Raw genomic sequence first — 26940 nt, forward strand, 5'->3', positions numbered from 1 at the left:
GGCGGGAACCATCCCCGGTCGAGCATTCCGTCCACCACGGCTCCCGCCCGGCCGCTACGAGCCGTCCGAGCCGACACTGCTTCAGTATCGCTCGTTCCACCTGACCAGGCACGACACCTCGCCCAGTCGGGCAGGTGCGATCTTCGTCAGGTCGGCAGGCGAGCCGCGCGCGCCCTCAACCCGCCTTCGCGAGCAACGCCGCCTGCGCCCGTGCCACCTCGCCGGCGACCACGTCCGTGTCGACCGTCCTGACCTCGCCGTCGCGCACCACCTCGCGTCCGTTCACCAGCAGCGCCGCCAGCGGCGGGGCCGAGCCGAGCACGAGGGCGGTCACCGGATCCTGGATCCCGGCGTGCGCGGCCGTGTCCAGGCGCCACAGCGCCAAGTCGGCCAGTTTGCCCACCTCGATCGAACCGATCTCGGCGGCGCGGCCCAGCACGCGAGCCCCGCCCATGGTGGCCAGTTCCAACGCGGTGCGCACGGTCATCGCGTGCGGGCCGCCCCGGTTGCGCGCCCACAGCAGCGCGTGGCGCGGCTCCTCGATCATCGAACCCGCCTCGTTGCTGGCCGCCCCGTCGACACCGAGACCCACCGGGACGCCCGCGCGCACCAGGTCGGCGGTGCGGGCGACGCCCGCGCCGAGCCGCGCGTTCGACGTGGGGCAATGCGCCACGCCGGTGCCCGTTTCCGCCATGGCGTCGATCGCGTCGTCGTCCAGGTGGACGGCGTGCGCGTACCAGACGTCGGGACCGAACCAGCCGAGCCGCTGCATGTACTGCGCGGGCGTGCAGCCGAAGGCCGAGGCGCAATAGTCCTGTTCGTCGGCGGTCTCGGCGAGGTGGGTGTGCAGCCGGACCCCTGTCGCGCGGGCCAGCGCCGCCGACTCGCGCAGCAGGTCCGGTGTGACCGAGAAGGGCGAGCACGGCGCCAGCGCGATCCGCAGCATGGCGTCGAACGACGGGTCGTGCCAGCGCGCGACGGCCTCCGCGCTCGCGGCGAGGATGTCGTCCAGGCGTTCCACCAGATGATCGGGCGGCAGCCCGCCCGCACTCGCCCCCAGGTCCATCGAGCCGCGACAGGGGTGAAACCGCAGACCGACCCGCGCCGCCGCGGTGATCTCGGCGGCGAGCGGGTCACCGCCGTCGCGGGGGAACACGTAGTGGTGATCGGTGGTGGTGGTGCACCCGGTGGCGGCGAGGGCGGCGAGTGCGCCCGTGGCCGCCACGCGGACCGCGTCCTCATCGATACCCGCCCAGACGGGGTAGAGCTTTCCCAGCCACTCGAACAGCGTGTGGTCGGTGGCCAGGCCCCGGGTGATCCATTGATAGAGATGCTGATGGGTGTTCACCAGCCCGGGCGTCAGCAGGCAGCCGCGCCCGTCGATGCGCCGCGCACCGCCCACTTCCGGCGGGTCGCCCGCGCCGACCGCGTCGATCCGGTTGCCGCGCACGACGACGTGGCCGCTGACGTACTCGGTCCCGTGCGGGTCCACGGTCGCGACGGCGCAGTCCGCGATGACGGTCACCTGGTCCACGCGAGGCCCGCTTCCGGCGCGTCGGCACGTGCCACGGTGGCGTGGATCAACCCGTAGGGCCGGTCGTCGGCGTGGTACACCTCGCCGCGGTTCTCGATGCCGAAGCGGGCCAGGTCGTACTCGAAGTGATGCTTGTTCGGCGCGGCGAGCCGGATCTCGGCCAGCACCGGGTAGGCCGCCAGCGCGGCCTTGCCCATTTCGAACAGGGTCTGTTGCAGGGCCTTCGAGTGCAGCGTCGCGAAGGTCTCCACCAGCCGCGCCCGCACGCCCGCGTAGACCTCGTCCCAGTCCACGCCCGTGCTGCTCGCGAACCGCCATTCGGCCACCAGCGCGGTGGCCAGCATCCGATCATGGGTCGGCGCGAGCACGGTGAAGTCGTCGGTCAGGAAATCCGCGAACTCCGAGCCGGTCGACTTGAGGATGGTCAGGTCCTTCACCCCGCCGACGACCCAGGCCCGTCGTTCGTCGCCGCTGCCGGTCACGGTGACGGCCGCGGTGCGCACGTCCGGCCCGCTGCGCACCCAGGTGTGGTCGTGCTCCACGCCGCCGACCGACACGCGCCGCCAGGCGTATTGGTCGACCTCGACGCGCGCGCTGCGCACCGGTTCGATGTCGGCGACGAAATGATCGGCCAGCGCGAGCGCGTAGTCCTCGATGGCTCGCAATCCCGGCTGCTTCGCGAAGGCGTAGGCCGTCTGCTTCTGCGTGTCGGTGGGCAAGACCTTCGCCTGGTCGCCGGACACGTACGCGTCGGCGAAATCACCGCGCAGCACGGTGGACACGTTCACGTCGCGGATCTCGTGCCGTGCGCTCTGCCGGTAGATGCGGACGATCCGGTTCTCCGCCTTGCCGTATCTGTGGCCGGTCAGCTCGATCGGTCCGGTCAGTTCCATGCTCGCTCAGCTCCCTCGATAGGTGGAAAAGGCGAAGGGCGACAACAGCAATGGGACGTGATAGCGCCGCTCATCGGTCATGGTGAACGTGATGCTCACCTCCGGATAGAAGGTTTCGACCCCCTGCCTCGTGAAGTAGGCGCCGGTGTCGAACACCAGCCGATAGGTTCCCGGTTCGAGCGCTTCGCCCAATGCGCGGATCCGCCCGTCCGCGCCCGTTTCGCCCGAATCGAGCTGGCGCGCCTGCTGGTACAACGTCACCGTGACGCCCGCGGCGGGCGTACCCCGCACCGCGTCCAGCACGTGGGTGCTCAGCGCGCTCACGACAGCTCCGCCAGCAGCGCGCGCAGCCGGATGCGGTTGATCTTGCCCAATTCTGTTCGCACGACTCGCCTTTCGGTTTCGGGATCATTGCGCAACCGGGCGGCGAGCAGCGCGAGCAGCTCCTCGCCCGACTTTCCGCTCGCGCACACCAGGTAGATGTGCCCGAACCGTTCCTCGTAGACGCGGTTGCCCTCGGCGAGTGCCGCGCGTACCGCTTCGTCCGCTCCCGCCACCCCGGCCTGCTCCCGCGCCGAGGCCGTGGAATGCGGCCGCTCCCCGATCCTGGGATGACCCGCCAGCGCCAGCTCGAGTTCGGACTCCGGCAGCAGCGCCGACAGCTCCTCCGCCGCGTCGAGCAGCGCCTCGACCCGCCGGTACGGACGGCCTGCGACCACCGACCGCGCGAAGCCCGGCGCCGAGCAGCAGCGGAGCACCGCCTGGTAGGCCGCGTCGTCGGACAGCGCGTCGAACGCCGCGATCCCGGGTCGCCGATCCGTCATCGGACCAGCATCGAATACGACCCGGCGAGCCGCCACCGGAAGGGGTCGGATCGCTGTCGGCGTGTCGCTCCCGGACGCGCCTGAGCACCGGGTTTCCCATCGTGCGGCGCAGACCGGCCGGTATTACCGTTTACGCATGGCCGACCCTGATCGCTCCGCCGTCGCACCGTGCGCCGGCGTCGTGCTCGCCGCGGGCGCCGGAACCCGCTACGGAAAACCCAAAGTGCTCGCCGAGGGCGGCGCATGGTTGCGAGCGACGGTCACCGCGCTGCGCGGCGGGGGCTGCGACCCGGTCATCGTGGTGCTCGGCGCGACCGGCCCCACGCCGCGGATCGTCGAACTGCCGCCGGGGGTGCGGCACGTCTGGGCGGCGGACTGGGCCACCGGTCTGAGCGCCTCGCTGCGGGCGGGTCTGATCGCCGCGTCGAGCACGCCCGCGCGCTACGCCGCGATCATGCCGGTGGACACCCCCGATGTCGGCGCCGACGTGGTCGCCCGGGTGCTGAACGCCGCGCTGGCGGCACCCGGCGGCCTGGCTCGTGCTGTGTTCCACAACACACCGGGCCACCCCGTTGTTATCGCCCACAAGCACTGGAACGCGGTGTGCGGGGCAGCGGCGGGAGATTCCGGAGCCCGGACATATTTGACCGGTAGAGACGATATGGTGTGCGTCACGTGCGACGATTTGGCGACGGGCGTCGATCGTGACTTCCCGGCCACGACCGCACGGTGATCGGAGCTAGCTGATGCGGGACATCGTCGACGACCTGTTGCGGGTGTGGCACTCGGGCCGGACCGGCGGACTTGGCACCATCGTGCGCACTGTGGGCGCCGCCCCCTTGCCGGTGGGCTCCGCGATGCTGGTCGATCCGGACGGGGGCGTCTACGGATCGGTCGCCGCGGGCGGGCTGGAGGAGATCGCGTACGAGGCGGTGCTCCAGGCGGCGCGCACCGGGCGGCGCGCGATGCACCGCTTCGGCGTGGCCACCGGCCTGGAGGCGGGCGCGAACGGCGAGGGGATGATGGACGTCTTCACCGAACCGTTCTCCCGAAGACACTTCCCGGAGTTCCCGGATGTCGCCGCCGAGATCGCGGCGCACCGCAGGGTCACCGTCTTCACGGTGGTGTGGAACTCCGATGCCGACCTGATCGGCCAGCACCTGATCACCGACAAGAAGCACGCCACCGAATTGGTGGCGCTACCGGATTCGGACGTCTTCGTCTCCTCGTTCGCCCCGCCGCCGCGCCTGATCATCTTCGGCGCCAATTCCTTCGCCGCCGCACTCACGGTGCAGGCCAAGCTACTCGGTTACCGAGTGACCATCTGCGACTCGCGCCCCAATTTCGCTACGCCGGACTCCTTTCCCGGCGCCGAGGTGGTGGTGGACTGGCCGCACCGCTACCTCAACACCCTCTCCGCGGCCGGAGAGATCGACAGCAGCACGGCCATTGTCGTGCTGTCGCACGATCCCACCTTCGAGATCCCGCTCCTCACCGTGGCGCTACGACTACCCGAGCTCGGCTATCTCGGCGCCATGGGCTCGCGCCAGGTGCATATCCGGCGCATCGAGGATCTCCAGGCAGGCGGTTTCGGCCCGGAGACGCTCGCGCGGCTGCATTCGCCCGCCGGATTGGACATCGGAGCGCGCACCGCGCCCGAGATGGCCGTGGCGATCGCCGCCGAACTGCTGGCCGCCCGCGCCGCGCAACCGGCGCGACCGGCCGACCCATACAGCGGCGAGATCCCGATCACGCCGCGAACCGCTGTGGGACTTGGTATCTGATCACTTCAGGCCGGGATTCTCGGCGTAGACCTCGCGCAGCACGGACAGATCGAACAGCTGCGCGGCCTTGATGTCGATCTTCGCACTGCGGAGCGCGGCGACGTTCTGCTCGATCAGCGCGTCGGTCATGGAGAGCAAACCGTTGGCGGCCGTGTCCGCCGAGACCACCAGATCGTTCTGCGCGACAGCCTCTTTCGTCTGCTCGGCCAGATCCAGCTTCTGGTCCTTGCCGTACACCTCCACCGCGAGCCGGGCCGATTCGGCCGGATCCGCCACCGCGTCCTTCCACCCCTTGATCTCGGCGGCCAGGAACGCTTTGAGCTTGTCACGCTCCTTGTCGATGGTGGCCTGCGCGACCGTGAGCGTCTCGGCGACCAGCGGCAGGTTGTAATCGGCGAACAAGAAGTGCGCCGTCGGAAAACCCTTCGCAGCGAGCGTGATCGGTTCGTTGGTCACGTAGCTGACCCATCCGTCGACCTCACCGTTGGCCAGCGGCGTGGGGTCGAATTGCGCGGGCACGATGGTGACGTCGCCCGGCTTCATCCCGTTGGCGGTGAGCAGCGCGGTGAAGATCAGCTGGTTGGTGTCCTGCACACCGATCTTGCGGCCCTTCATGTCCTCGGGCGTCTTGATCGGTTTCGCCGCGGAGGACACGATCGCGAACGGGTTCTTCTGATACGTGGTGGCGACGATCTTGGCGGGCAGGCCCTCCAGGATCGCCGGTGCGGTGGTCTGTGGCGCGGACAACCCCAGCCACACCTTCCCGGTGTCCAATCCGGCCTCCACCGACGTGCTCGCCGCGCCGCCCGCGATCAGGTCGACCGAGCCGAAACCCGCCTCTTTGAAATAGCCTTTCGAATCGGCGAAGTATTCGCCCGCGAATTCGATGTTCTTCAACCAGGACAGCTGTACCGCGACGCCGCCGTATTTCGAGCCGTCCGCGGTGGTGCCGCCGGACGAGTCGTCGGAGCTTCCGCCGCAGGCGGCCAGCGCCCCCGCGCCGCCGAGCGCTGCGCCGGCGAACGCGGAGTAACGGAGAAACGAGCGTCGGTTCAGGTGCCCGAACGTGGAGCGGTGCGCGGGTGTCATGGGCCGAATCTAGGGGCAGCGCGTTTCATTTTCTTTACTTTGGCGTTCCGGGCGAGGAATTCGCCGGTCTGTTCGCTCAGAGTCGTCCGGCTTCCGGGCCGAAGCGGGCGAGCACCAGGTTCTCGACCACGCCGACGATCGCGTAGAGCGCCACCGAGACCAGCGTGACGATGACGATCGAGGCCCACAACTTGCTGTACTGGAACGTCGGGATCGCCCGGATCAGACTGGCGCCCAACCCGGTGCCGCTGCCGAGCCATTCCCCCAGCAACGCGCCGATCAGCGCACCCGGCACCGAGATCCGCGCGGCGGCGAACACCGAAGGCAGCGCCGCGGGCACGGCCACCATGCGCAACCCGGTCCACCGTGAACCGCCGTACGCGGTCACCAGTTCCAGCGCCTGCCGCGGCGCGTTGCGCAGGCCCGCCATGATCATGACCAGGGCGGGGAAGAACACCACGATCGCGGCGAGCACGGCGACCCCCGCCAGACCACGGCCGAACACCAGCACGATGATCGGCGTGAGCGCCACCAGCGGCACCGAGCGCAGCAGCATCGCCACCGGGAGAAAGGTCTGCTCGACGGCGGCGAACGACACGAACAGCGCCGCGACCACCAGCGCGGCAAGCATGCCCGCGCCGAACCCGATGGCCGCGTCGCGCAGCGTGATCTGCAGATCGTCCAGGATCGCCTGCCGCGCGGCGGCGGCGTTTGGCGCGGTCACCAAGTAGCTCCAGATGTCGCCGGGCGTCTTGCCGACCCGCGGCCCGACCTGCGGGAACGCCCGCAGGAAGACGTACCAGATCACCAGCATCAACAGCAGCGAGGTGGCCAGCGGGAACAGGAAGATCCCGATGCGTCGCAGCAGTTTCATCGGGCGTCCTTCCCGTGCCGGCCCGGCCGGACGTTCATCGTGCTCCCTGCGCGGTCCACGGCGCGGCCAACCGTGCCGCCAGCGCCACCAGCGCGTAACCGAGCCCGGCCAGCGCCGCGGCGGCCAGCGCCATGCCCCAGGTGCGCGGCACGTTGTAGGAGGTCTGCGCGGCGGTGAGCGCCACCCCGATCCCGCTGTCCACGCCACCGAGGTACTCGCCGATGATCGCGCCGAGCACCGCCGACGGCGCGGCGATCTTCAACGCCGCGAACGTGCTGGGCAGCGCCGCGATCGCCCGCACCCGGTACAGCTGCTGCCAGCGTCCGCCGCCATAGGCGCGCACCAGATCCAGGCTGGTCCGGTCGGCCGAACGCAACCCGGCGACGGTGCCGACCATCGTGGTGAAGAAGCAGTACATCGCCGCCAAGAACACCGTGGGGGTGCGTCCGCCGAAGACCACCAGGATGATCGGGCCCAGCGCGAGCAGCGGCGTGCAGTAGCTCAGTATCGCCAGCTGGGTGGCCAGCGACTCGATCGGCGGCACCAGCACGATCAGGACGGCGAGCGCGATGGCCAGGCCGTTGCCCCAGACGAACCCTTGCAGCGCGCCGAGCGCGGTGATCCGGAAGTTGGGGCCGTACAGCTCCCATCCGTCGGTGTACATGGTGTGCAGCACCTGCCATGGGCTGGGTACGGTGCCGCCCGCGACCTCGAACGCCGCGAGCGCCCACCACACCGCGACCAGCCCGAGCACGCCGAGCACACCGCCGAAGCGCTTCATGCCGTGTCTCCCGTCCGTCGCACGCAGCGTGCGAAGAGATGCCGCCGCATCGGCCGGATGTGCGCGCTCGACCGCTGCCCGCCCGGTTTGCCGTGGCGCGGGCAGCGTTCGGGTCGGTGCTCGTTCATGCGACGCCTCCTTTGCCCGCGGTCCCGAACAGCAGCTCCGACAGATAGTCGTGCAGCTTGTGGAATTCCGGCGTCCGCATCATCTCCGGCAGCCGCGGGCGCGGAAGATCGATCTCGACCAGTTCCAGCACCCGCCCCGGCCGGGGACTCATGACGGCTACCACGTCGGAAAGGAACACCGCCTCCGCGATGCCGTGGGTGACCATCAACGTCGTCGCGGGCTTCTCGGTCCAGATCCGTAGCAACTCCAGATTGAGCCGCTGCCTGGTCATGTCGTCGAGCGCGCCGAAGGGTTCGTCCAGCAGCAGCACGGCAGGCCGCACCACCAGCGCCCGCGCGATCGAGACGCGCTGGCGCATGCCGCCCGACAGCTGCGCGGGCTTGGCCTTCTCGAAACCCTCCAGCCCCACCAGCCCGATCAGCTCGTCGATCTGCCCCGGCTCCGGCCTGATGCCCGCGACTTGCAAAGGCAACGCGATATTCGAGGCCACCGACCGCCAAGGCAGCAACGCCGAATCCTGGAACGCGATGCCGAGCGCATGCCTGCCGCGCAGCTCGCCGGGCGTCGCGCCGTCGATCAGCGCCGTGCCCGCGGTCGGCGTCTCCAGGCCCGCCAGGATGCGCAGCACTGTCGACTTGCCGCAGCCGGACGGGCCGAGCAGCGAGAGGAACGCGCCCTGTTCGGTGTGCAGATCGACACTCGCCAACGCCTGCACGGTCTTCCGCCCGACCCGGAAGGTCTTCGTCAATCCGCTGAGATGAATTCCGGTCCCCCCGGCGGTACCGCTCTCCGTGCTCATGACGGCCACGATAAGAGCACCCCGTTGCACGGACATTGCGAATCGCGCCGCCAGATTGCGCAATCGTTACGGTCCGCACCGCGGCTGCGAGGTGGATTTCGATCGCGGCGATCCGATCGGATGAGATACGCCCCGCGGCGGGTTACACGACAGGTGAACCCGATCATCACGCTGCTCGACGCCAAGCTGCACGTCGCGGGCTCGGAGATCCTCTGGCGCGAGGTGATCGGCAACGGCTTCGGTTTGGCGTCCGCGATCGGCGGCATGCGGCGGCGCGTGTGGGCCTGGCCGGTGGGCATCGCCGGGAACGCCCTGCTGTTCACCGTGTTCGTCGGCGGCGTGTTCCACACCCCGCAGCAGCTGAACATGGCGGGACAGGCCGGACGCCAGCTCATGTTCGTCGCGGTCAGCGTCTACGGCTGGTGGAGCTGGTACCGCCACGCGGCGCGGGAGACCGGTTCCACCCATCGCGGCGTCGACCCGCGCTGGGCGAGTACGCGCGAACGCGTGGTGCTCGTGGCCGCGATGCTCGCGGGCACGGCGGTGTTCGCTCAGATCTTCGCGTGGCTGGGTTCGTACGGTCCGTGGGCCGAGGCGTGGATCTTCACCGGCTCGGTCCTGGCCACCTACGGCATGGCACGGGGCCTGGCCGAGTTCTGGCTGATCTGGATCGCGGTAGACCTGGTCGGCGTTCCACTGCTGCTGCGGGCGGGCTACTACCCCTCCGCCGCCCTGTATCTCGTCTACGCGGGCTTCGTGGCCTGGGGATTCCTGGTCTGGCGGCGCGGCATCCGTCCCATCGCCGAGGCTTCGCGACCGCTGACGTCGGCCACGGCGAAGTAGGCTCGGGCGGCTACACCACGTCGACCCGCACGCCCGCCGCTCGGATGGCCTCCACCGCCGCCGGATCCGCGCCGGTATCGGTGACCAGCACCTGCACCTGCTCGATGCCGCAGATACGAGCCAGCGCGGTGCGCTCGAGTTTGTCCCCGGTGGCCACCACGATCACCCGGCCGGAACGCCGCACCATCTCGGTGGTGACCCCGGCCTCGTCGATGTGCCTGCACTGGGCGCCGCCCGCCACGGAGATCGCGTTCACGCCGAGCACGAGATCGTCGAGCCGCAGTTCGGCCAGCGCCCGTTCGGCCAGTGGCCCGTGCAACTCGTAGGATTCCCGCCGGGCCACACCGCCGAGGACGATCGTGCGCATGTGCGGCCGCAGCACCATCTCCCCCGCGATGTTCAGCGCATTCGTGACGATGGTGAGCTGCTCGTCACCAGCCGATCCGAGATCCGGGCGCCCGGCCAGCGATCTGGCCACCGCCGTGGTGGTCGTGCCGCCGTTCATCCCCACCACCGCGCACGGATCGACCAGGGACGCGGCGTGTTCGGCGATGCGCTGCTTGGCTTCGCCCGCACTCTGCCGATAACGGGCGGGCAGGTCATAGGCCACCGAGGTCGCCACCACACCGCCGTGCGTCCTGGTGGCCAGCTGCTGTTGGGCGAGCGCGGTGAAATCGCGGCGCACCGTCGCGGCGGACACGCCGAGCCGGTCGGCGGCCTCCTCCACCGAGAGCCGCCCGGATTCGGCGAGCAGTTCCAGCAACCGGCTCCACCGTTGCGGACGATCCGTGGGTCCGGTCATCTCACACCGGCCCGGTCGCGCGGGAAACCTGCTGTTTCGGCGAACACGCGAACAATATGACCACACCCCCGTGCCGGCCGTAGCGATCTCCCACGACCGGAGCCGGTCCGGTCCGGCTCAAGACACATCGGCCTCGACCGCGGGTCTCTCCCGAAGCACCGGTGTGGCGGGGAGATGTCCGGCCAGATCCCCCGTCGACGGATCGACCCGCGGGTGCGAAAGGCCGGAATGCACGAAATAGGCGATCTCCGAGCAGATTTCGTCCAGACTCACCGTCGAATCCGGCGCCGTGCTCTGCACCAGTTCCTGAGCGAGGGACGTGACCGCGCCGATCACCGCCAGCGCGAAAAGATCGAAGCGGCGCGGACCGGTCTCGCCGCGGCCGACGGCGCGCTCGGCCTCGCTGATCAGCAACGCCGACAGCAAGCGGCGCTGCTGCCTGCGCCACTCCTCCACTGCCGCGCTCACGCCGACCACCTCGACATAGCAGACTCGCGCCCGCCGGGCATCGGCACACGTGACACCCAGGTACGCGCGGAAACTCGCCACTATGCGCACGGGCAAGGGCTCGTTCTCGGTCGCCGCCAGGGCCGCGAGCGCGTACTCCAGCGCGCGGGAGGTGATGCGATTGCCCAAGGCGATGAGCAGGGCCTCGCGGCTGCCCATGTCCTCGTAGAAACTGCGCGTGGAGACGTTCGCCAGGGCACAGAGGCGTTCGATCGAGGTGGCCGCGTAGCCCTGGGTGCCGAATAGTTCGAGGGCGGCATCGATGAGGCGGGTCTGCCGCTGGGCAACCCGCTGCTCCTTGGACAGCCCGCCGTAGCTGCGACCGTCCTTGGGTCCGTGATCCCGCCGTGTCACCGTTCGATGCTACCGCGCGGCTACCTCCCGCCCGCGCGTGCGACGGTGCGGGCGTGGCGATTCCGTCCTCCGCGCGGTCCGGCGCGGGCACTATTTCACGCTACCCGCGGTCAGTCCCGCCACCAGGCGCTTCTCGATGACCGCGAACAGCAGCACCACCGGGATGATGCCGACGGTGGAAATCGCGAACACGTACTGCCACGCGGTGTCGTACTGACCGACGAACTTGGTCAGCGCCACCGACAGCGGTTGGTTCTCCGGCGTGGTCAGCACGACCAGGCTGGCGGCGAATTCGTTCCAGCACGCCACCAGCACGAAGATCGTCGCCGTCACGATGCCCGGCCAGACCAGCGGCAGACTCACCCGCAGCAGCGTCTGCGCGCGGCCGAGTCCGTCGAGCATGGCGGCCTCCTCGATCTCGACCGGGATCGCGGCGAAGAAACTGTGCAGGATCCACACCGCGAACGACAGGTTGAACGCGGCGTTCACCAGGATCATCGCCAGCCAGGTGTCGTTGATGCCGAGCGCGAAGAACTCCCGGATCAACCCGGTGACCAGCACCGTCGGCTGCAACATCTGGGTGACCAGCACCACCCCGAGAAACACTCCGCGCCCCGGAAAGCGGTGCCGCGCCGTGTAGTACCCCGCCGGGATCGCCACGGCCAGCACCAGCGCGGTGGCGCACACCGCGATGATGATCGTGCTGGCCAGGTTGAACGGCAGGGGCGTCTCCGGGGTGTCCCACATGGTGGCGTAGTTGTCCGGATGCCAGGAGCGCGGCAGATATGTCGGCGGAATGCGCAAGATCTCGGCCCTGCTCTTCAGCGAACCGAGCACCATCACGAGGAACGGCAGCAGGAACACCGCCGCGAGCACCACGCCGACCGCGGTGAGCTCCCAGCGGCGTCGCGCGGGCACCGCTTCGACGACCGGCGTCGCGGTTTCCCGTTCGAGCACCTCCACCTGCGCCGTCACCGGTCCACCTCGCGAGTCGGGCGGACCAGCTTCGCGTAGATCGCGATGACGACGATGATCAGCGCGAAGTTCAGCACGCTCATCGCGGCGGCCGTGTCGACCTGCTGGTTCTGCCGGATCAGTTTGAACGTCAGGGTAGTGGTGGTGTCCGCCGAGAACCCGGCGATGCTGCCGGTGATCACTTGCAGGATCGGCAGCGAGTTGAACACGTTGATGATGTTGACGACGGTCGCCACCGCGATCGCCGGACGCAGCTGCGGCAGGGTGAGATAGCGGTAACGCTGCCACGCGCTCGCGCCGTCGACCCGCCCCGCCTCGTCGATCTCCGCCGGAATGGATTGCAGCCCGGCCAGGATCGTGTAGGTGGTGAACGGCACCGACACGAACACCGCGACGCCCATCGCCACGAGGAACGCCTGCGTGGGCTGCTTGGTGAACCCGTAACCGCGGTCGAGCACACCGATGTCGACCAGGAACCGGTTCGCGATGCCGACGTCGGGGTCGAGCATGTAGTAGAAGATCGTCGTGGTCATCACCACCGACGCGGCCCACGGCACCAGGATCGCCATTCGCACGGCGGTGCGTCCGGGGAAGTCCTTGCTCAGGAACTGGGCCAGCGCCGCGGACAGCACCAAGGTGACCAGCACGACGCCGACCACCCAGACCACCGTGTGGACCAGCACCGAGCCGAGTTCCGAGATCCCGAACAGTGCCCGATAGTTGGCCAGCCCGGCGTTGCCGCGGTCCTGGCCGTAGGCGCTGAGGTCCCTGGTGCTGGTCCACACCATGTAGCAGGCCGGGAAGGCGACGACGGCCGCGATCAGGACCAGCGACGGCCCGATCCACGGCAGCGCCGCCGGCAATCCTCTGCGCCGCACGTCAGTTCGCGGCTTCCTGGATCCGGCGCAGCACCTGAGCCGGGTCCGCGCCCTGTGCGATGGTGCCCATCTGCTGACGAATGGCGCCCTGCGCCGCCGCCCATTTCGGGTTGTTGCTCGGATAGAACCGCGCCACCGGGAGCGTGGCGGCGAACGCCTTGGTCACCGGGTCCTCGGCGAGCGCGGCCGCGGCGCTCTGGGTGATCGGGATGAAGCCCTCGTGCTTGACGAAATCGGCGTACACCGCGGCCGAATAGAAGAAGTCGAGGAACTTCTTGATCGACTCGGCCTTCGCGCCGTCCTTCTTGAACGCCATCAGGTGATCGGCCACGCCGAGCGTGACCGGCGATCCGGACTTGGTCGGCGAGGGCGCGGTCGCGTACCGCAGGCCCGGGTTCTTCGCCAGGATCTGGCCGATGGTGGGCGGCAGCGCTTCGATCATGCCGATCTTGCCCTGGATGAAGGCGTTGATCACGTCCTTGCGGTCGGTCGCGCCCGGGTTCGGCTGGGTGGCACCGGCATCGATGAGCTCACGCATGGCTCGCACCCCCTCCAGGTTCGCGGGGGTGTCCACCGTGATCCGGTCGCCGTCGGCCCAGGAGCCGCCCGCGCCGAAGGTCCAGATGGAGGTTTCGCCCTGCGCCTCCTCGCTGCCCAGCGGCAGCCCGTACCCGGAGACGCCGCCGCCGAGCGCCTGGATCTTCTTCGCCGCGTCGGTCAGCTCGGCCCAGGTCTTCGGCGGCCGGGCGATGCCCGCCTTCTCGAACAGTTCGGCGTTGTAGAACAAGGTGCGGGTGGAGGCGAACAGCGGCAGCGCGTATTGCGTGCCGTTCAACGCCGCGTTCTGCGCGAAAGCGGGCTGGATGTCGGCGAGCACCGGCGCGGAGACGATGTCGGCGGCCGGGTAGAGCAGGCCGTCGCTCGCGAAACTGGCGTAGGCGTCGATGTTGAGCAGGTCCGGGGTGGTCGACGGCGACTGGAGCTTGGTGCGCACCACGTCGTTGATCGAATTCCAGGACTCCATCTGCACGTTGACGGTGATGCCCGGGTTCTGCTTCTGGAATTCGGCGACGATCCCGTCCCACAGCGCCTTGGTGCCCGTGGCGCCGTCGCTGTAGGCGGGGGCGAGGAAGTTGATCGTGGTGGCGGAGTCCGCGGCGGTTTTCGAACCGAACCCGCAGGAGGAGAGGGCCAGCGCGACGCCGGTGACCATCGCGACTCCGGCAAGCACGCGGTGAAACGGTCTTTTCACGAGCAGAACCTTTCAGATTTACCCACCCGGCGCCAGCGGAGCCGCCGATGATGGGAGGACGCACCGTCCGTGCACCTCAATGTAATCCGAATCGTGATCAAATGTGACCGATTTGATCGCATATTTGACATAAACGATCATCGGGATGAAGCTGTTCAGGTGCCTACGCCTGAGCCGCATCTGGCCACCGAAGTGGCGACCCAGCCGGACGACTGGACGCACGCCGCGACCATCGCAGCCGATCACCACGCCGCGCTACCGAGGCCGGGCGAGCGTGTCGCGGTGATCGGCTGCGGCACTTCGTATTTCATGGCACGCGCGATCGCGGCATTGCGCGAGGGCGCGGGCCGGGGGATCACCGACGCCTGGCCCGCCAGCGCCGTGCGCGCTCGCGACTACGACCGCTACCTGGTGATCTGCCGTTCGGGCACGACCACCGAGGTGGTGCGCGCCATGCGGGACATCCCCGCGCGCATCCCGCGCGCGGTGATCTGCTCCAGTCCCGGCACACCCGTCCTCGAACTGGGCGACCCGATTCTCATCGACCAGGTCGACGAGCGATCGGTGGTGCAGACCCGGTTCGCCACGACCACCCTCGCCATCCTGCGCAGCCATCTGGGCGAAGACCTCGCGCCGGTGATCGCCCAGGCGCGCGCGGTACTCGCCGAGGATCCCGCCGAATCGCTGCGGTCGGTCCGCGCTGCGGAGCAGATCAGTTTCGTCGGCATGGGATTCGCGGCGGCCATCGCCGACGAGGCGGCGCTCAAGCTGCGCGAATCCTGCCAATCGTGGACGGAGGCGTATCCGGCGACCGAGTACCGCCACGGCCCGATCGCCATCTCCGCACCGGGCCGCGCGGTCTGGGCCTTCGGACCCCTGGAGCCGGACTTCGCCGCCGACGTCACCGCCACCGGCGCGCACTTGGAACACCGCGATATCGATCCGATGGCCGACTTGATCCGGGTGCACCGGCTCTGCCTGCTGCGTTCCGCCGACCTGGGACTGGACCCGGACCACCCGCGCGGCCTGAATCGCTCGGTGGTGCTGAAGTCGTGACCGGGGGCGCGCGATGACGCCGCGGGCGGATACCGCGGTGCTGCCGAGCGACGCCCTGGTGCTCGGCGTGGACGTCGGCGGTACCACTATCAAAGGAGAGGTCACCGACGGCGCGGGCACGGTGCTGGCCGTGGGCGCCGTCGCCACGCCCCACGGCACCGCCGCCTTCGACGCCATGGGCGAATTGGGCGATCGGTTGCTGGCCGACCTGCCGGAATCCGACCGCCGCCGGGTGCGCCGGGCGGCCGTGGTGCTGCCCGGCATCGTCGACACCGCCCGATCGGTCGCGGTGTTCAGCAGCAATGTCGGCTGGCGGGACGTGCACGTGGGCGACCGCTTCACCGAGCGCTGGGGTGTGCCGACATTGATCGAACACGATGTGGCCGTCGCAGGTTGGGCGGAATGGCGGTACGGCGCCGGGCGGGGTTACGACAACGTGTGCGTCGTCGTTCTCGGCACGGGCATCTCGGGGACCCTGTCGGTCGGCGGACGATTGGTGCGCAGCAGCTACGGGCAGGTCGGCGAGTACGGGCACGTGCCGGTGCGGCGCGTGGGCGGATTGCCCTGCGCTTGCGGCAATACCGGTTGCGTCGAGACGGTCGCCTCGGGCGCGGCCATCGCGCGGGCCTACACCCGGCGCACCGGGCGCGAGACGAGCGGCGCGGCGGAGATCTTCGCGCTCATGTCCACCGACCCCGACGCGGCCGCCGTGGTGGCGGACGCGGTCGACGCGCTCGCCGACGGGCTGGTCGGCATCGTGCACGCGGCCTGCCCCGAACTGGTCGTCCTCGGCGGCGGGCTCGCCGGCGCGGGCGCGGCGCTCACCGAACCACTGCACCGAGCCCTGTCCGACCGGCTCCGCCTGGTCCCCGCGCCCCGAGTGGTGCTGGGCGAATTCGGCGCCCGCGCCGGACTGGCGGGCGCCGCCCTGTTCGCCCGTCGCGGTGCGTTGACATGACGGGTCGCGCGGATGAGCCAGTGCTACCCCACGCCGGAGAAACCGTCGCGCCGCGCCGACTTCCAGCGCGGTCCGAGGCCATTCGGCTGTTCACTCGATGCCTTCTGACCAGCACAGCCGAAACGCACGCCGACCGGTCCCGCCCGGCGGACGTCACCCACCTCGCGGGCCAGGGGGCACTGACATGACCGCACACACCGAGCTGATCATCCGAGGGCGCATCGTCTCGGCGAGCGTCGAACTCGACGACGGGGTGGTGCTGGTATCCGGAAACCGGATCGCGGCCGTGCGGTCGTTCGCGCAATGGCGAGCGGCGCATCCCGATTTACCTGAGCCGCCATTTTCTGGCACCGTGCTGCCGGGGCTTGTGGACATTCACAATCACGGCGGGTTCGGCTATCGGTTCGATACCGTGCACGCCGCGGACGCGCGGGCCGCCGCACAATCGCACCATGCGCACGGCTCCACCACAGTGGTGGCGAGCGTGGTCACCGGGCCCGCCGCGGAGATGGTGGCGCAGACCGCCACCCTGCGCGAACTCGCCGAAGAAGGCGTGCTCGGCGGAATCCACGTCGAAGGGCCGTTCCTGGCGCAGGCGCGCTGCGGTGCACAGGATCCGCGATTCCTGTGCGATCCCGATCTCGGGCTGACCGACCGGCTGCTGGCCGCCGGAGGCGCGCATCTGCGCACGATGACGCTCGCGCCGGAGCGTCCCGGCTACACGGCCGTCGCGCGGCGGCTGACCGACAGCGGTGTGGTGGTCGCACTCGGCCACAGCGACACCGACTATGCCTCTTTCCGGAATGTTCTGCGGCCGCATGGATCAGGAAGCATCGTGACGCACTTGGCCAACGGCATGCCGCCGCTGCACCATCGGGGCCCGGGCCCGGTCGCCGCGGCACTGGTGGCCGCGGCGGCGGGGGACGTCGTCGTGGAGCTGATCGGCGACGGCGTGCACGTGGATCCGGGCTTCGCCGCGCTGGTGTTCGCGACCGCGCCGGGGCGCGTCGCGCTGGTCACCGATGCCATGCAGGCCGCGGGCCTCGGCGACGGCGAGTACCGGCTCGGCCCGCAGCCGGTGACCGTGCAAGACGGGGTGGCGCGCATCGCCGGCGGATCGATCGCGGGCGGGGTCAGCACCTTGCTGGAGTGCGTCGCGCGTGCCGTCCGCGAATCCGGTGTCCCGCTGCGGGACGCGGTGCGCGCGGCCACGTCGGTCCCGGCGGCGGCGCTCGGGCTCACCGACATCGGTGACCTGCGGCCCGGCCGATTCGCCGACATATTGACAGTCAGTGACAATCTCCACTTGCGCGGGGTGCTCAGACGTGGACAGTGGTTGACGTGATCCTCACCGTGTCAATGAATCCCGCGTACGACATGACCTATCGCGTCGAACGCTTCGAACGCGGGCAGGCCCATCGGGTGCGGTCGGTGGAGCAGCGCATCGGCGGCAAGGGCATCAACGTGACCCGGGTGCTGAATCAGCTCGGCAAATACGCGAGGGCCACCGGATTCTCCGACCACGCCTTCGCGGCCGCCGCCGAGCTGGAGATGCCGGTCGACTTCGTGCACGCGCTGCCCTGGGTGCGCCGCACGGTCGTGATCAGCGAGTCCGAGGACGGCACCGCCACCGCGCTGTGGGAGCCGGGCGCCAGGGTCTCCAATCCGCACGCCGCGGAGCAATTGGCCGTCCGGGTGGCGGGCCTGCTGCCCGAGATCGCCGGGTTGGTCATCTCCGGGTCGCTGCCGGGCGGCATCGAACCCTCGCTGCCCGCCGAGATCGCCCGCACCGCCATCGCGGCCGACGTGCCGACCATCTGCGACGTCGACGGCGAGGCACTGCGCTTGGCGGCGCAGGTGCCGGGCATCGTCCTCACCCCGAACAACGCGGAGTTGCGCCGCCTCACCGGCACGCAGCCGCAGACCGACGATGAGATCCGCGCCGCCGTGCAGCCGCTGATCGACAACGGGGTGCGCGCCGTGATCGCGACCCGCGGTCCCGAGGGGATCGCCGCGGTGACCGCCGACGGCGCGTGGTCGGCGGCGCTGGCCGAACCGCTCGCCGGGAATCCCACCGGCGCGGGCGATGCCGCGGTGGCGGCCGTGATCGCGGCCCTCTCGTCGGAACCGCGCCCGGACTGGCCCGCCCTGCTCGCCGACGCCGTAGCCACCTCCGCGGCCGCCGTAGTCATCCCGGTGGCCGGTGAGATCGACCGCTGCCTGCGCACCCGCCTCGCCCCCACCGTCCGAGTCCGCGAACTGGACTTACCCACACCGCAGAAGGCTTCCCCATGACCGCCGCGCCCAGTAGCGCGCCGATCGCCCGTGGACCACTGCGCGCGGGCAGGCGGGACGCACGACGCGGGGTCGTGCCGCCGTGGCCCTCAGTCCGTCTTGCGTGGCTCACCCGGCGCAGCGTCGACACGGTACGCGGTGAACTCACCACGGACGCACCAGCCCCCGTTCCGCAGGACTGCGTCGAAGCGGCCCCGGGGTCGCAAGTACGCCGTTCGCTCTACCGAAAGCACGCACTATGCCGCTGACCTCGATACCCGACCTGATCGCCGTGGCCCGGCCTGGCGGGCTGGGCGCGTTCAACGTGATCACCCTCGAGCACGCCGAGGCGATCGCGGCCGCCGCGGAATCGGCGAAGCGGCCGGTGGTGCTGCAAGTTTCGGAGAACACCGCGCGCTATCACGGCGGCATCGCCCCGCTCGGGCTCGCCTGCCTGCGCATCGCCGCCGACAGCGACGCCGCGGTCGCGGTCCATCTCGACCACGCCACCAGTGCCGAATTGATCCGCCGGGCGGTCGATCTGGGCATCCGATCGGTCATGTACGACGGCTCCGCCCTCGACTACGCCGACAACGTCACCGCGACCACCTCGATCACCGCGTGGTGCCACCAACGCGGTGTGCACATCGAAGCCGAACTCGGGGAGGTGGGCGGCAAGGACGGCGTCCACGCGCCCGGCGCGCGCACCGATCCGGACGAGGCGGTCGAATTCGTGAGCGCCACCGGTGTCGACGCACTCGCGGTCGCCGTCGGCTCCTCGCACGCCATGCACACGCGCACCGCCGAACTCGACAACGACCTGATCGCTCATCTGGCCGCGAAGGTCCCCGTACCCCTGGTCCTGCACGGGTCCTCCGGCGTCCCCGACCACGGCCTGCGCGCCGCCGTCGACCACGGCATGACGAAAATCAACATCGCCACCCGCCTGAACATCCGCATGACGGCCGCCATCCGCGAGCGCCTCACGCAAGACCCCGGCCTCGCCGACCCGCGCGAGTATCTCACCCCCGGCCGCGCCGCCATCCGGTCGGAAGTCGAACACTTCCTCCGCCTCCTCGCCGTTTGACCCGCACGAGAACGCGTCCGAATGATTGGCTGAGGAGATGATCATTCGACACGTCACGGTCGACTGTTCCGACCCCTTCGCCCTCGCGTCGTTCTGGAGCGCCTTCACCGGATGGCCGGTAGCGGACGGCAACGGACCCGACGCCGACTGGGTCGTCCTGGAGGCGCCGGAAGGAACACCGGGACTCCTCTTCATCCGAGTACCGGAGACGAAGGTGGTGAAAAACCGCGTCCACCTGGACTGGATGCCCACTACCCGCACCCGCGACGAAGAAGTCGACCGCGCCCGCACCCTCGGCGCAACCCTCTACGAAGACCACCGAACCCCCGACGGCCTCGGCTGGGCCACCCTCCGCGACCCCGAAGGCAACGAATTCTGCATCGAACACCACCACTGACCCGCCACGAGTGGCATACCAACGAAAGGTTCTCTCGCCGGCTACACCCGCACCAGCGAGTGGCGGCGTAAGACCATCAGCTCCGGTGCGGTAAACCGCCCGAGGCTTCACCAGTCCGGGACCCCGTTGGACGGGAAGCACGATCACGGTCAAGTGAGCACCCCGACGGTGATCCGGCCCGTTTCGAGCATCCGATCGAACTTGTGCGTCTGACCCCAACGCCGACCACGAGTCGGTTCGCTCTGAAGGACCGAACTTGCTCACGTTCTGGGGCCGTTGAAATGCTGCTGCTCACCTGCGATCCCGGGCGGCTCGGGCACAAGCCGGGGTCGACCTGCCCGACGATGGTGCTAGAGTCGGCGACGTGACTGCCGGGTCGGCTATACGCCGTGAGCGAGATGGGTTCCCGGCAGCTCCTTGATCGTGTGGCGGGCTCGAGGCCCGCCCCCTCCATGGCATCACCAGATCGAAGTCCATGGAGAAAGGAGTTACACATGCCGCATCCACAGGTGGATGTGCGTTTCGACCACACGATCATCGCCGCTCGAGACAAACACGAGTCCGCACGGTTCTTCACCGAGATCTTCGGCTTGCCCGAGCCGCAGGATGCAGGGTTTTTCGTCGCGGTGTATCTGACCGACGGACGGGTGCTCGATTTCGCCGAACCGCCCATCGATTTCCCCGGCCAGCACTACGCATTCCTGGTCAGTGACGACACGTTCGACCAGATCATGGAACGCATCCGTGCGCGGGGTATCACGTACTGGGCCGATCCGCAGATGCGCAGACCCGGCGAGATCAACACCAATCACGGCGGCCGGGGCGTGTATTTCGATGATCCGGCCGGCCACCACCTCGAAGCGCTCACCGCCCGCTACGACGGCTACCCCAGCCTCACATGACGGGCCCGGGCTGCGCCAGACCTGTCCCCGGCGCAGCCCGGACCCCGGACTCCTACCGCTCGCGACAGCCGCTCGCATAAATGATCAGATGCGAGAGTTCTGCGACAACCCTGGACCGACCACCGAACCCGCAGGACGCCGCTCCTGGACTCCCCGCCACCAGCTCCCACACCTTATGCACTGAGGTAACCAAAAGAGATAACGAACAATGGTACGGACGTACCGTTGTGATCGGCCGGCGGCGCGTGCGAGGGGTTTGCGCGCCGTCGGCCGGTCGGGGTGGTGGGCAGGGCAGTTGCCCACCGGTGAGGCTGTCGATGGTCGCTTCGCATCGACGGGGCCACTCTTCCGGGTGGAGCTGTGTGTCGGATGTAGCGAAGCTGAGAGTCGGCTGGGAGATGCGTCAGGCGAGGTCGGTGGTGCGGAGTGCCGTGGTGAACGCATCCCACTCGGTCGGCGCGAACGCCAGCGTGGGTGACGCACCCGGCGCTCCTGCAAACTTGCTGTCGCGGACCTGAACTCGACCGCCGTCGAAGCAGACCTCTACGCAGGTCTGACTGTCATTGGAATACGAGGATTTGAACCAACCGGTACTGCTCACTCGATCGACTGTAATTCAGCGGCGGTCGCTCGAATGAGCGCCAACGATTCGTCACGGGGCAATGCGGTCGATCGTGCCCGCTCGAAGACGAAACCCAAGTCGCGCACTCTGGTTTCCTTTCGGCTCTCGTCGTCAACGATGATCTGGCCGAATACCGCCGACTCGTGCCACGCGAGCGTCGGCAACCGCGGGCTGGCGAAGTCCAGTAGATGGTAAGTCGAGCTTGCTGCGACGCTGTCTGCGGCGGTGAACGGAATAACCCGCAGTTCGATACTCGCGGAATGCGACTCGAGGACGTCGGCCAGGTGGATCAGTTGACGCCGTAGCACACCTGGACCGCCGATCTGCTGCCGGAGCGCTGCTTCGCCGACAACCGCCCGTAGGGAAACAGGTGCCTCGCCCGCCAGCCGTCGCTGCCGATGCAGTCTCGCTTCGACACGCTGATCGACTTCGATCGCTCGCACCGTCGCCCCTGCCGAAAGCATCAGTGCCCGAATGTATTCCTCACCTTGCAGCAGGCCAGGCATCATGAGGCCCTCATAGGTCCGGATCGATTCGGCGCCCCACTCCATCCCGTAGTAGCGAAGGATGTCGTCCCCGAACAAGGCCGAGTAACGGCTCCACCAGCCGCGTCCTCGTGCGGTTTCCCGCAGCGTCAACAGTTCCCGCTGTTCATCGGCATCGATCTCGAGGATGTCCAGCAGCCGTTCCAGCTTGTCCTTCGGGAGCAAGTTGCGCTCGTTCTCGATATGCGACCAGTACGCGGCCGAGACATCCAACGCTCTGGTGATCGACGCAGCGCCGATACCCAACTCCAGCCGTCGCTGCCGAAGCCGAAGCGCGAGCTCCCAACGCGCAACCGCAGGTGACAGCGCCATGTCAGCACGATACAGGCGGTAATGCCGTGCAATCACTTCCGTAAAGTGATTTGTATAGTTTACGATTCGAGTGTTGCGCATCACAGCGGGGGCTCTGCACGACTCCTCGCTCGGCGGGGATGGAGGGGGTTCGATGTCTGTGCACGTCGTCGACCGGACGTGGATCGTGAGTGATCAGACGCCGCATCAGGCGCGGCGGGTCAGTGACGACGCGTGGGTCGTGTCCTATCTGCGTGGCCGGATGGTGACCACAGAGCAGGCGGCGGCGGCTATCCAAGCGGCGGAGATGGTTTCGGCGACGGAGGAACTGGCCCGCCGCGTCGGACTCACGGCGCTGGAAGCCGTGGGGCTCGTCGTCCTCGAATCGCCCTGGGACACCGAGCCATTGCGCAAACGCTACCGATTGCCGCGTCCGGGCGGGCGGCATCGTCGATGATTCGCGTCCCGCGTGACGCCCGGCGCGACCATTCGATCCAGGGGGTTATCGCAGTGGAACCACTGCCGACCAAAGAGCTTGTCCTGCAAGCCTGCCGCACCGCGCCGCGTCGCGCCCACCCGATCCTGGAATCCGCCCACCTACTCGCGGGCTTGCACGAGCGCAGGCTGCGTTGCGACCTGGGCGGCACGAACGACATCGACCAGCACCGCGCCCGCCTCGTGCTCGCCATCGACCGCTGGGTCGCCACCGAGGCGCCGCCGCCGCACGGCGGCGCGCACATGCATACCGAAACCGTGGGGATGGTGGTCGACCGGCTCGCCCAGTTCTTCGCCTGCGCGCACGAAATCCTGTCCGGGGCGCCGGAATGGGCCGTACACAACGCCTGGGAGCGTCTCGCCGAACTGGCCATCGGCTACGAGGATCTCGCCTACGAAGTCGCGGCGGGCGTGCGCCGCCTGCCCTACCTCAGCGGCCCGCGCGAACAGACCTGACTCAGGCCGAGTCCGGGTCCGGCCAGGCGTTGGCCTCGACCCGGGCGCGCACCCGGGCCACGTCGGCTTCGGACGGCATGTCGTTGGTGATCTTGGTGATCATCACCTGGATGTCGGTCTGGTCGATGTCCGCGCCGCCGGAGCCGGTCAGCTCGGCGGCGATCCGGGCCACTTCTTCGTCGGACAGACGGCGGCGCAGCAGGGCGAGCAACGGGATGTAGTCGGCCTCCGGCACGCCATCGGGATATCCGGCCCGCAGCCAGCCGATGATCGCGCTGAGGAAGGGGTGCATCGGCGGCGGCTCGGTCAGTCGGAATCGGCGGGCGGATCGGCCAGCGGCCATCCCCCCGCGGCGAGGTGGGAGGCGACGCGTGCGACGTCGCCGTCGTCCGGTTGTTCCTTGGCGAACCGGGCGATGGCCTCCTCGATCTCCGCGTGCGTGATCTGGCTGGACGGATTGGACGCGACCAGTTCCTCGGCGATCGCCACCACCTCGTAGTCGGTGAGGTGCCGGTGCAGCACGGCGAACAGGGCCACGTAATCCGACTGCGGAACGCCCTGTGGGTAGCCTGCCCGCAGCCAGCCCACGACTTTGCCGAGCAACTTCGGCCGGACCGGGACCGGTTTCACTGGATCCGTCACGCTGGCACTCCTCACGCCTGGCCGAACAAATGGATGCCGAGTCTGGCGGCTATGAACGCTTTCGCGGTGTACAGGATCCCGCCGACGATCGCCACGACGACCAGCACGAAGCATGCCAGCGCGACCGCGAGCGCGGGATAGTTGCGCCGCACCGTGCCCGTACCCGCGTCGGTCGTCACGGTCATCGACCAGAACCGCACGCCGACCGCGAAGATCATCGGCAGACCCGCGCCGAGCACCACCCCGGCCAGGGTGACTTTCCACAGCGCGTTCAAATTCGTGACGAGAGTGTGCACGCTGATCCTCCTACACCTGTGATCGGTTCGAGTCCGCCGGTGCGGGCCGGTCCGGCGCGACCGCGGGCGAATCAGCCCCGTCACCTGGCCACTCGTTGACGTTGCCGGTGTGCACCGGGTCGCGCCGCGACCGCAGGTACATCAGCGCCGACAGCCCGATCAGGATGCCGAAGACCACGAGCACACCGGCCAGCCCGCCGATGAGATGGGCGATGGCCCAGCAGATCGCCCCGGCCACGGCGGCCAGCGGCAGCGTGAGCAACCACGCGACCACCATCCGCCCCATCACGGCCCAGCGCACTTCGGCGCCCTTGCCCAGGCCCGTGCCCAGGATGGAGCCGGTCGCGGTCTGCGTGGTGGACAGCGGCAACCCGAAGTGCGCCGAGGTCAGGATGATCGCGGCCGAGGCGGATTCCGCCGCGAGTCCCTGCGGTGAGTCGATCTCGACCAGGCCCTTACCCAGCGTGCGGATGATCCGCCAGCCGCCGAGGTAGGTGCCCGCCGCGATGGCGAGAGCGCACGCGGCCATCACCCACAGCGGCAGGTCGTCGTCCTTGGTGAGCGTGCCGTGCGCTACGAGCGCGAGGAAGATCACGCCCATCGTCTTCTGAGCGTCGTTGGTGCCGTGCGCCAGCGAGACCAGCGAGGCGGAGCCGATCTGCCCCCAGCGAAAGCCTTCGGTGACCTTCTCCTCCTCGGCGGCGCGGGTGATCCGGTACACCAGCCAGGTGCCGATCGCCGAGACCAGCGCGGCGACGACGGGTGCGAGCACCGCGGGCAGGATGATCTTGGCCAGCACGCCGTCGGACCCGGACGCCCAGATCACCCCGCTCCAGCCGAGCGCGGCCAGCGTCGCGCCGATCAGACCGCCGAACAGCGCGTGCGACGAACTCGACGGCAGTCCGAACAGCCAGGTGAGCAGGTTCCACAGGATCCCGCCGACCAGGCCTGCGAACACGATGACGATCAGGTCCTGGCCGCCGACGGCATCCAGCCGCACGATGCCCTTCGCCACGGTGGCCGCCACCGCCACCGACAGGAACGCGCCGACGAGGTTCAGCGCCGCCGAAAGCGCGACCGCCACTCTCGGCCGCAGCGCGCCGGTGGCGATCGAGGTCGCCATCGCGTTGGCGGTGTCGTGGAAACCGTTCGTGAAATCGAAGGCGAGTGCTGTGACGATGACGATCAGCAGAACCAGTAATTCGACGGTCACGCCTCCAGTGTGCTGCACCCCCGAACGCGATGGCCATGCCGGTTACCGGAAGTTCGTCCGACTCGCATGAACTAGTCTGGTTCGCCCCGCTCAGCCGGTTCGCGTGCAGTTCGGGGCGACCGGCCGACCGGCGAACCGATCGTCGATCCACGAGTTCGCGCCGGGGATGCCGCTGAGGCCGACCACGAAGTGTTCGCCGAGATAGACCTGGAAGTCCACCGGCGTCCCGGCGCCGCACCAGTCCGCGTAGAGCTTCTCCGCCCCAGCCAGCGGCACCCACGGGTCGTGCGTGCCGTGATAGAGGAACACCGGGACCGTCGGCGCGCTCGCGCCCAGCCGATTGGCGGCCAGGATCTCCCTGACCATCGGCAGCTCGGTGGGCGCGGCGGCATGGGTGAGCGCCTGCACCGGGATCGGCGCCACGACACCGCCGAACTCCTCCGCGACCATGCACAGGTCCTTGCCGATCTGGGCCAGCCGCCAGCCGTCGTCGTTCATCAGATCGAGCAGCTCCGGGTATTCCCGCGCAAGGCCGAGCGTCGCGGCGAGAAAGACTCCGGACGCCGCGTTGCGGCCGTTCATGGTGGACAGCAGCAGGTCGAAGTCGGCGGGGACACCGCCGAACGCCGCGCCCACCAGATTCAGCTCCGGCGCGTACCGCGGGGCCAGCTGGGCGGCCCACCCGCTCGCGATGGCCCCGCCGGAGTAGCCGGTGACCACGGTCGGAGCATCCGGTCGCAACCCGAACTCCGGCGTGTGCACCACGGCCCGGATCGAGTCGAGCACGGCGTGCCCGGCCATCAGCCCCGCCGCGTACGCCTGCCGCGGGCCCTGATGGTCTGGCACGAGCACGGCGTAGCCCTTGGACAGAGGAATCTGGGCGGCCCACAACTCGGCCCACAATTCGTTCCTGAGCTCGTACGACGGTGCGCAGCGATGCCCGAGCGAGTCGATCGCGGCATTCAGCGACAGCACCGGGCGCGGCCCCGGCCCGGGCCACGGCGCTCGTGGCACGAGCAACGTCGCGACCACGGGCACCGGACGATCCTTGGAATCGGTGGAACGGATCAGCAGTTCGGTCGACTGCAACGGCAACAGAGTCAGGCCGGTGCCGCCCCGGCGGGACGCCAGAATCGTTCCGGGCGGCAGACTCTCGAACCCTGGCGGCGGCGTGTAGAACGCATCGCCCAGGGGCGTGGGCAGGATCCCGGAATACTCCCGCGACGGGGTGAGGAACTGTTCGATCGGATTCGCCTGCGCGGGCGTGCCGACCGCGCTCACCGCCACGGCGCCCAACAGCGCCACGACCAGCCGGACCGACCGCCTGCACCGCAGAATTCGCATCATCCCACCCGCCCGCCGATTCCTTGTCCGGAAGTACGAACCGG

The 26940-nt window shown here is 69.2% G+C and carries 32 protein-coding genes; 12 read left to right on the forward strand and 20 right to left on the reverse strand.

Annotation, left to right across the window (positions count from 1 at the left end):
- Positions 1-175: 175 nt before the first annotated feature.
- Genes QMG86_RS28870 through uraD form a run of 4 tightly spaced genes read right to left on the reverse strand, consistent with a single transcriptional unit; the run spans position 176 to position 3251 of the window.
- Complete coding sequence (locus QMG86_RS28870) at positions 176-1534, reverse strand: 8-oxoguanine deaminase (RefSeq protein ID WP_281875896.1); 1359 nt, start codon at positions 1532-1534, stop codon at positions 176-178.
- Positions 1522-2427 (reverse strand): factor-independent urate hydroxylase, encoded by a 906-nt coding sequence (gene pucL, locus QMG86_RS28875; RefSeq protein ID WP_281875897.1) that lies wholly within the window; start codon positions 2425-2427, stop codon positions 1522-1524. Before pucL ends, QMG86_RS28870 begins: the two co-directional genes overlap by 13 nt.
- 6 nt (positions 2428-2433) lie before the next feature.
- Positions 2434-2751: a hydroxyisourate hydrolase gene (uraH, locus tag QMG86_RS28880; protein WP_281875898.1), complete on the reverse strand. Its 318-nt coding sequence runs from the start codon at positions 2749-2751 to the stop codon at positions 2434-2436.
- Positions 2748-3251, reverse strand: coding sequence for a 2-oxo-4-hydroxy-4-carboxy-5-ureidoimidazoline decarboxylase (uraD, locus tag QMG86_RS28885; RefSeq protein WP_281875899.1), 504 nt, complete (start codon positions 3249-3251; stop codon positions 2748-2750). The genes uraH and uraD overlap by 4 nt, the downstream gene beginning before the upstream one ends.
- A gap of 136 nt (positions 3252-3387) precedes the next feature.
- Between uraD and QMG86_RS28890 the strand changes: the two genes are divergently transcribed.
- Complete coding sequence (locus tag QMG86_RS28890; RefSeq protein ID WP_281875900.1) at positions 3388-3984, forward strand: nucleotidyltransferase family protein; 597 nt, start codon at positions 3388-3390, stop codon at positions 3982-3984.
- Positions 3985-3997: 13 nt separating this feature from the next.
- The gene (locus QMG86_RS28895; protein ID WP_281875902.1) at positions 3998-5035 is read left to right on the forward strand and encodes an XdhC family protein; all 1038 of its coding nucleotides are present in this window, start codon (positions 3998-4000) and stop codon (positions 5033-5035) included.
- Here QMG86_RS28895 and QMG86_RS28900 read toward each other — a convergent pair whose 3' ends face one another.
- The 4 genes from QMG86_RS28900 to QMG86_RS28915 form a co-directional block, all read right to left on the reverse strand.
- On the reverse strand, positions 5036-6124 hold the full coding sequence (locus QMG86_RS28900) for an ABC transporter substrate-binding protein (RefSeq protein ID WP_281875903.1): 1089 nt from the start codon (positions 6122-6124) through the stop codon (positions 5036-5038).
- 76 nt (positions 6125-6200) lie between these two features.
- A complete protein-coding gene (locus QMG86_RS28905) occupies positions 6201-6998 on the reverse strand; it encodes an ABC transporter permease (RefSeq protein WP_281875904.1) in 798 nt (265 codons plus the stop codon).
- Positions 6999-7032: 34 nt separating this feature from the next.
- Positions 7033-7779, reverse strand: a complete 747-nt coding sequence (locus QMG86_RS28910) for an ABC transporter permease (protein WP_281875906.1) — start codon at positions 7777-7779, stop codon at positions 7033-7035.
- Positions 7780-7903: 124 nt separating this feature from the next.
- A complete protein-coding gene (locus tag QMG86_RS28915) occupies positions 7904-8707 on the reverse strand; it encodes an ABC transporter ATP-binding protein (protein WP_281875908.1) in 804 nt (267 codons plus the stop codon).
- 153 nt (positions 8708-8860) lie between these two features.
- On the opposite strand from QMG86_RS28915, the gene pnuC reads away from it, so the two are divergent.
- Complete coding sequence (pnuC, locus tag QMG86_RS28920; protein WP_281875910.1) at positions 8861-9550, forward strand: nicotinamide riboside transporter PnuC; 690 nt, start codon at positions 8861-8863, stop codon at positions 9548-9550.
- A 10-nt stretch (positions 9551-9560) separates the two neighbouring features.
- Here pnuC and QMG86_RS28925 read toward each other — a convergent pair whose 3' ends face one another.
- The 5 genes from QMG86_RS28925 to QMG86_RS28945 form a co-directional block, all read right to left on the reverse strand.
- A complete protein-coding gene (locus tag QMG86_RS28925; protein WP_281875911.1) occupies positions 9561-10352 on the reverse strand; it encodes a DeoR/GlpR family DNA-binding transcription regulator in 792 nt (263 codons plus the stop codon).
- A 117-nt stretch (positions 10353-10469) separates the two neighbouring features.
- Positions 10470-11213 carry a TetR/AcrR family transcriptional regulator gene (locus tag QMG86_RS28930; protein WP_281875912.1) on the reverse strand — a complete coding sequence of 248 codons (744 nt, stop codon included), beginning with the start codon at positions 11211-11213 and terminating at the stop codon, positions 10470-10472.
- 90 nt (positions 11214-11303) lie between these two features.
- A complete protein-coding gene (locus QMG86_RS28935) occupies positions 11304-12188 on the reverse strand; it encodes a carbohydrate ABC transporter permease (RefSeq protein WP_281875914.1) in 885 nt (294 codons plus the stop codon).
- On the reverse strand, positions 12185-13066 hold the full coding sequence (locus QMG86_RS28940; RefSeq protein ID WP_281875915.1) for a carbohydrate ABC transporter permease: 882 nt from the start codon (positions 13064-13066) through the stop codon (positions 12185-12187). The genes QMG86_RS28935 and QMG86_RS28940 overlap by 4 nt, the downstream gene beginning before the upstream one ends.
- A 1-nt stretch (position 13067) precedes the next feature.
- Complete coding sequence (locus tag QMG86_RS28945) at positions 13068-14318, reverse strand: extracellular solute-binding protein (protein ID WP_281875916.1); 1251 nt, start codon at positions 14316-14318, stop codon at positions 13068-13070.
- A 159-nt stretch (positions 14319-14477) separates the two neighbouring features.
- On the opposite strand from QMG86_RS28945, the gene QMG86_RS28950 reads away from it, so the two are divergent.
- The 7 genes from QMG86_RS28950 (at position 14478) to QMG86_RS28980 (ending at position 20992) form a co-directional block, all read left to right on the forward strand.
- On the forward strand, positions 14478-15374 hold the full coding sequence (locus QMG86_RS28950; protein ID WP_281875917.1) for an SIS domain-containing protein: 897 nt from the start codon (positions 14478-14480) through the stop codon (positions 15372-15374).
- A 13-nt stretch (positions 15375-15387) separates the two neighbouring features.
- Positions 15388-16332: an ROK family protein gene (locus QMG86_RS28955; RefSeq protein WP_281875918.1), complete on the forward strand. Its 945-nt coding sequence runs from the start codon at positions 15388-15390 to the stop codon at positions 16330-16332.
- Between the two features lie 184 nt (positions 16333-16516).
- The gene (locus QMG86_RS28960) at positions 16517-17677 is read left to right on the forward strand and encodes an N-acetylglucosamine-6-phosphate deacetylase (RefSeq protein ID WP_281875919.1); all 1161 of its coding nucleotides are present in this window, start codon (positions 16517-16519) and stop codon (positions 17675-17677) included.
- A gap of 14 nt (positions 17678-17691) precedes the next feature.
- Positions 17692-18627, forward strand: coding sequence for a hexose kinase (locus QMG86_RS28965; protein ID WP_281875921.1), 936 nt, complete (start codon positions 17692-17694; stop codon positions 18625-18627).
- Positions 18628-18865: 238 nt separating this feature from the next.
- The gene (locus tag QMG86_RS28970; protein WP_281875923.1) at positions 18866-19693 is read left to right on the forward strand and encodes a class II fructose-bisphosphate aldolase; all 828 of its coding nucleotides are present in this window, start codon (positions 18866-18868) and stop codon (positions 19691-19693) included.
- Between the two features lie 37 nt (positions 19694-19730).
- Complete coding sequence (locus tag QMG86_RS28975; RefSeq protein ID WP_281875925.1) at positions 19731-20090, forward strand: VOC family protein; 360 nt, start codon at positions 19731-19733, stop codon at positions 20088-20090.
- 494 nt (positions 20091-20584) lie between these two features.
- Positions 20585-20992 (forward strand): VOC family protein, encoded by a 408-nt coding sequence (locus QMG86_RS28980; RefSeq protein WP_434085482.1) that lies wholly within the window; start codon positions 20585-20587, stop codon positions 20990-20992.
- A 403-nt stretch (positions 20993-21395) separates the two neighbouring features.
- Here QMG86_RS28980 and QMG86_RS28985 read toward each other — a convergent pair whose 3' ends face one another.
- Both QMG86_RS28985 and QMG86_RS28990 read right to left on the reverse strand, forming a co-directional pair.
- The gene (locus tag QMG86_RS28985) at positions 21396-21593 is read right to left on the reverse strand and encodes a DUF397 domain-containing protein (RefSeq protein WP_281875926.1); all 198 of its coding nucleotides are present in this window, start codon (positions 21591-21593) and stop codon (positions 21396-21398) included.
- Positions 21590-22471 carry a DUF5753 domain-containing protein gene (locus QMG86_RS28990; protein WP_281875927.1) on the reverse strand — a complete coding sequence of 294 codons (882 nt, stop codon included), beginning with the start codon at positions 22469-22471 and terminating at the stop codon, positions 21590-21592. Before QMG86_RS28990 ends, QMG86_RS28985 begins: the two co-directional genes overlap by 4 nt.
- A 133-nt stretch (positions 22472-22604) precedes the next feature.
- Here QMG86_RS28990 and QMG86_RS28995 point away from each other — a divergent pair, with 133 nt between their 5' ends.
- Positions 22605-22907 carry a hypothetical protein gene (locus QMG86_RS28995; RefSeq protein ID WP_281875929.1) on the forward strand — a complete coding sequence of 101 codons (303 nt, stop codon included), beginning with the start codon at positions 22605-22607 and terminating at the stop codon, positions 22905-22907.
- Between the two features lie 53 nt (positions 22908-22960).
- Complete coding sequence (locus QMG86_RS29000) at positions 22961-23401, forward strand: DUF4254 domain-containing protein (RefSeq protein ID WP_281875931.1); 441 nt, start codon at positions 22961-22963, stop codon at positions 23399-23401.
- Position 23402: 1 nt separating this feature from the next.
- Here QMG86_RS29000 and QMG86_RS29005 read toward each other — a convergent pair whose 3' ends face one another.
- From QMG86_RS29005 to QMG86_RS29025, 5 genes are all read right to left on the reverse strand, one after another.
- Positions 23403-23693: a DUF3349 domain-containing protein gene (locus tag QMG86_RS29005; RefSeq protein WP_281875933.1), complete on the reverse strand. Its 291-nt coding sequence runs from the start codon at positions 23691-23693 to the stop codon at positions 23403-23405.
- Between the two features lie 14 nt (positions 23694-23707).
- Positions 23708-24043, reverse strand: a complete 336-nt coding sequence (locus QMG86_RS29010; protein WP_281875934.1) for a DUF3349 domain-containing protein — start codon at positions 24041-24043, stop codon at positions 23708-23710.
- A gap of 11 nt (positions 24044-24054) precedes the next feature.
- Positions 24055-24339 (reverse strand): hypothetical protein, encoded by a 285-nt coding sequence (locus tag QMG86_RS29015; RefSeq protein WP_281875936.1) that lies wholly within the window; start codon positions 24337-24339, stop codon positions 24055-24057.
- A gap of 10 nt (positions 24340-24349) precedes the next feature.
- A complete protein-coding gene (locus tag QMG86_RS29020) occupies positions 24350-25552 on the reverse strand; it encodes an inorganic phosphate transporter (protein ID WP_281875937.1) in 1203 nt (400 codons plus the stop codon).
- Between the two features lie 90 nt (positions 25553-25642).
- Positions 25643-26896 carry a lipase family protein gene (locus QMG86_RS29025; RefSeq protein ID WP_281875939.1) on the reverse strand — a complete coding sequence of 418 codons (1254 nt, stop codon included), beginning with the start codon at positions 26894-26896 and terminating at the stop codon, positions 25643-25645.
- Positions 26897-26940: the final 44 nt, after the last annotated feature.

The sequence above is a fragment of the Nocardia sputorum genome (genome assembly GCF_027924405.1).
Classification (GTDB): Bacteria; Actinomycetota; Actinomycetes; order Mycobacteriales; family Mycobacteriaceae; genus Nocardia; species Nocardia sputorum.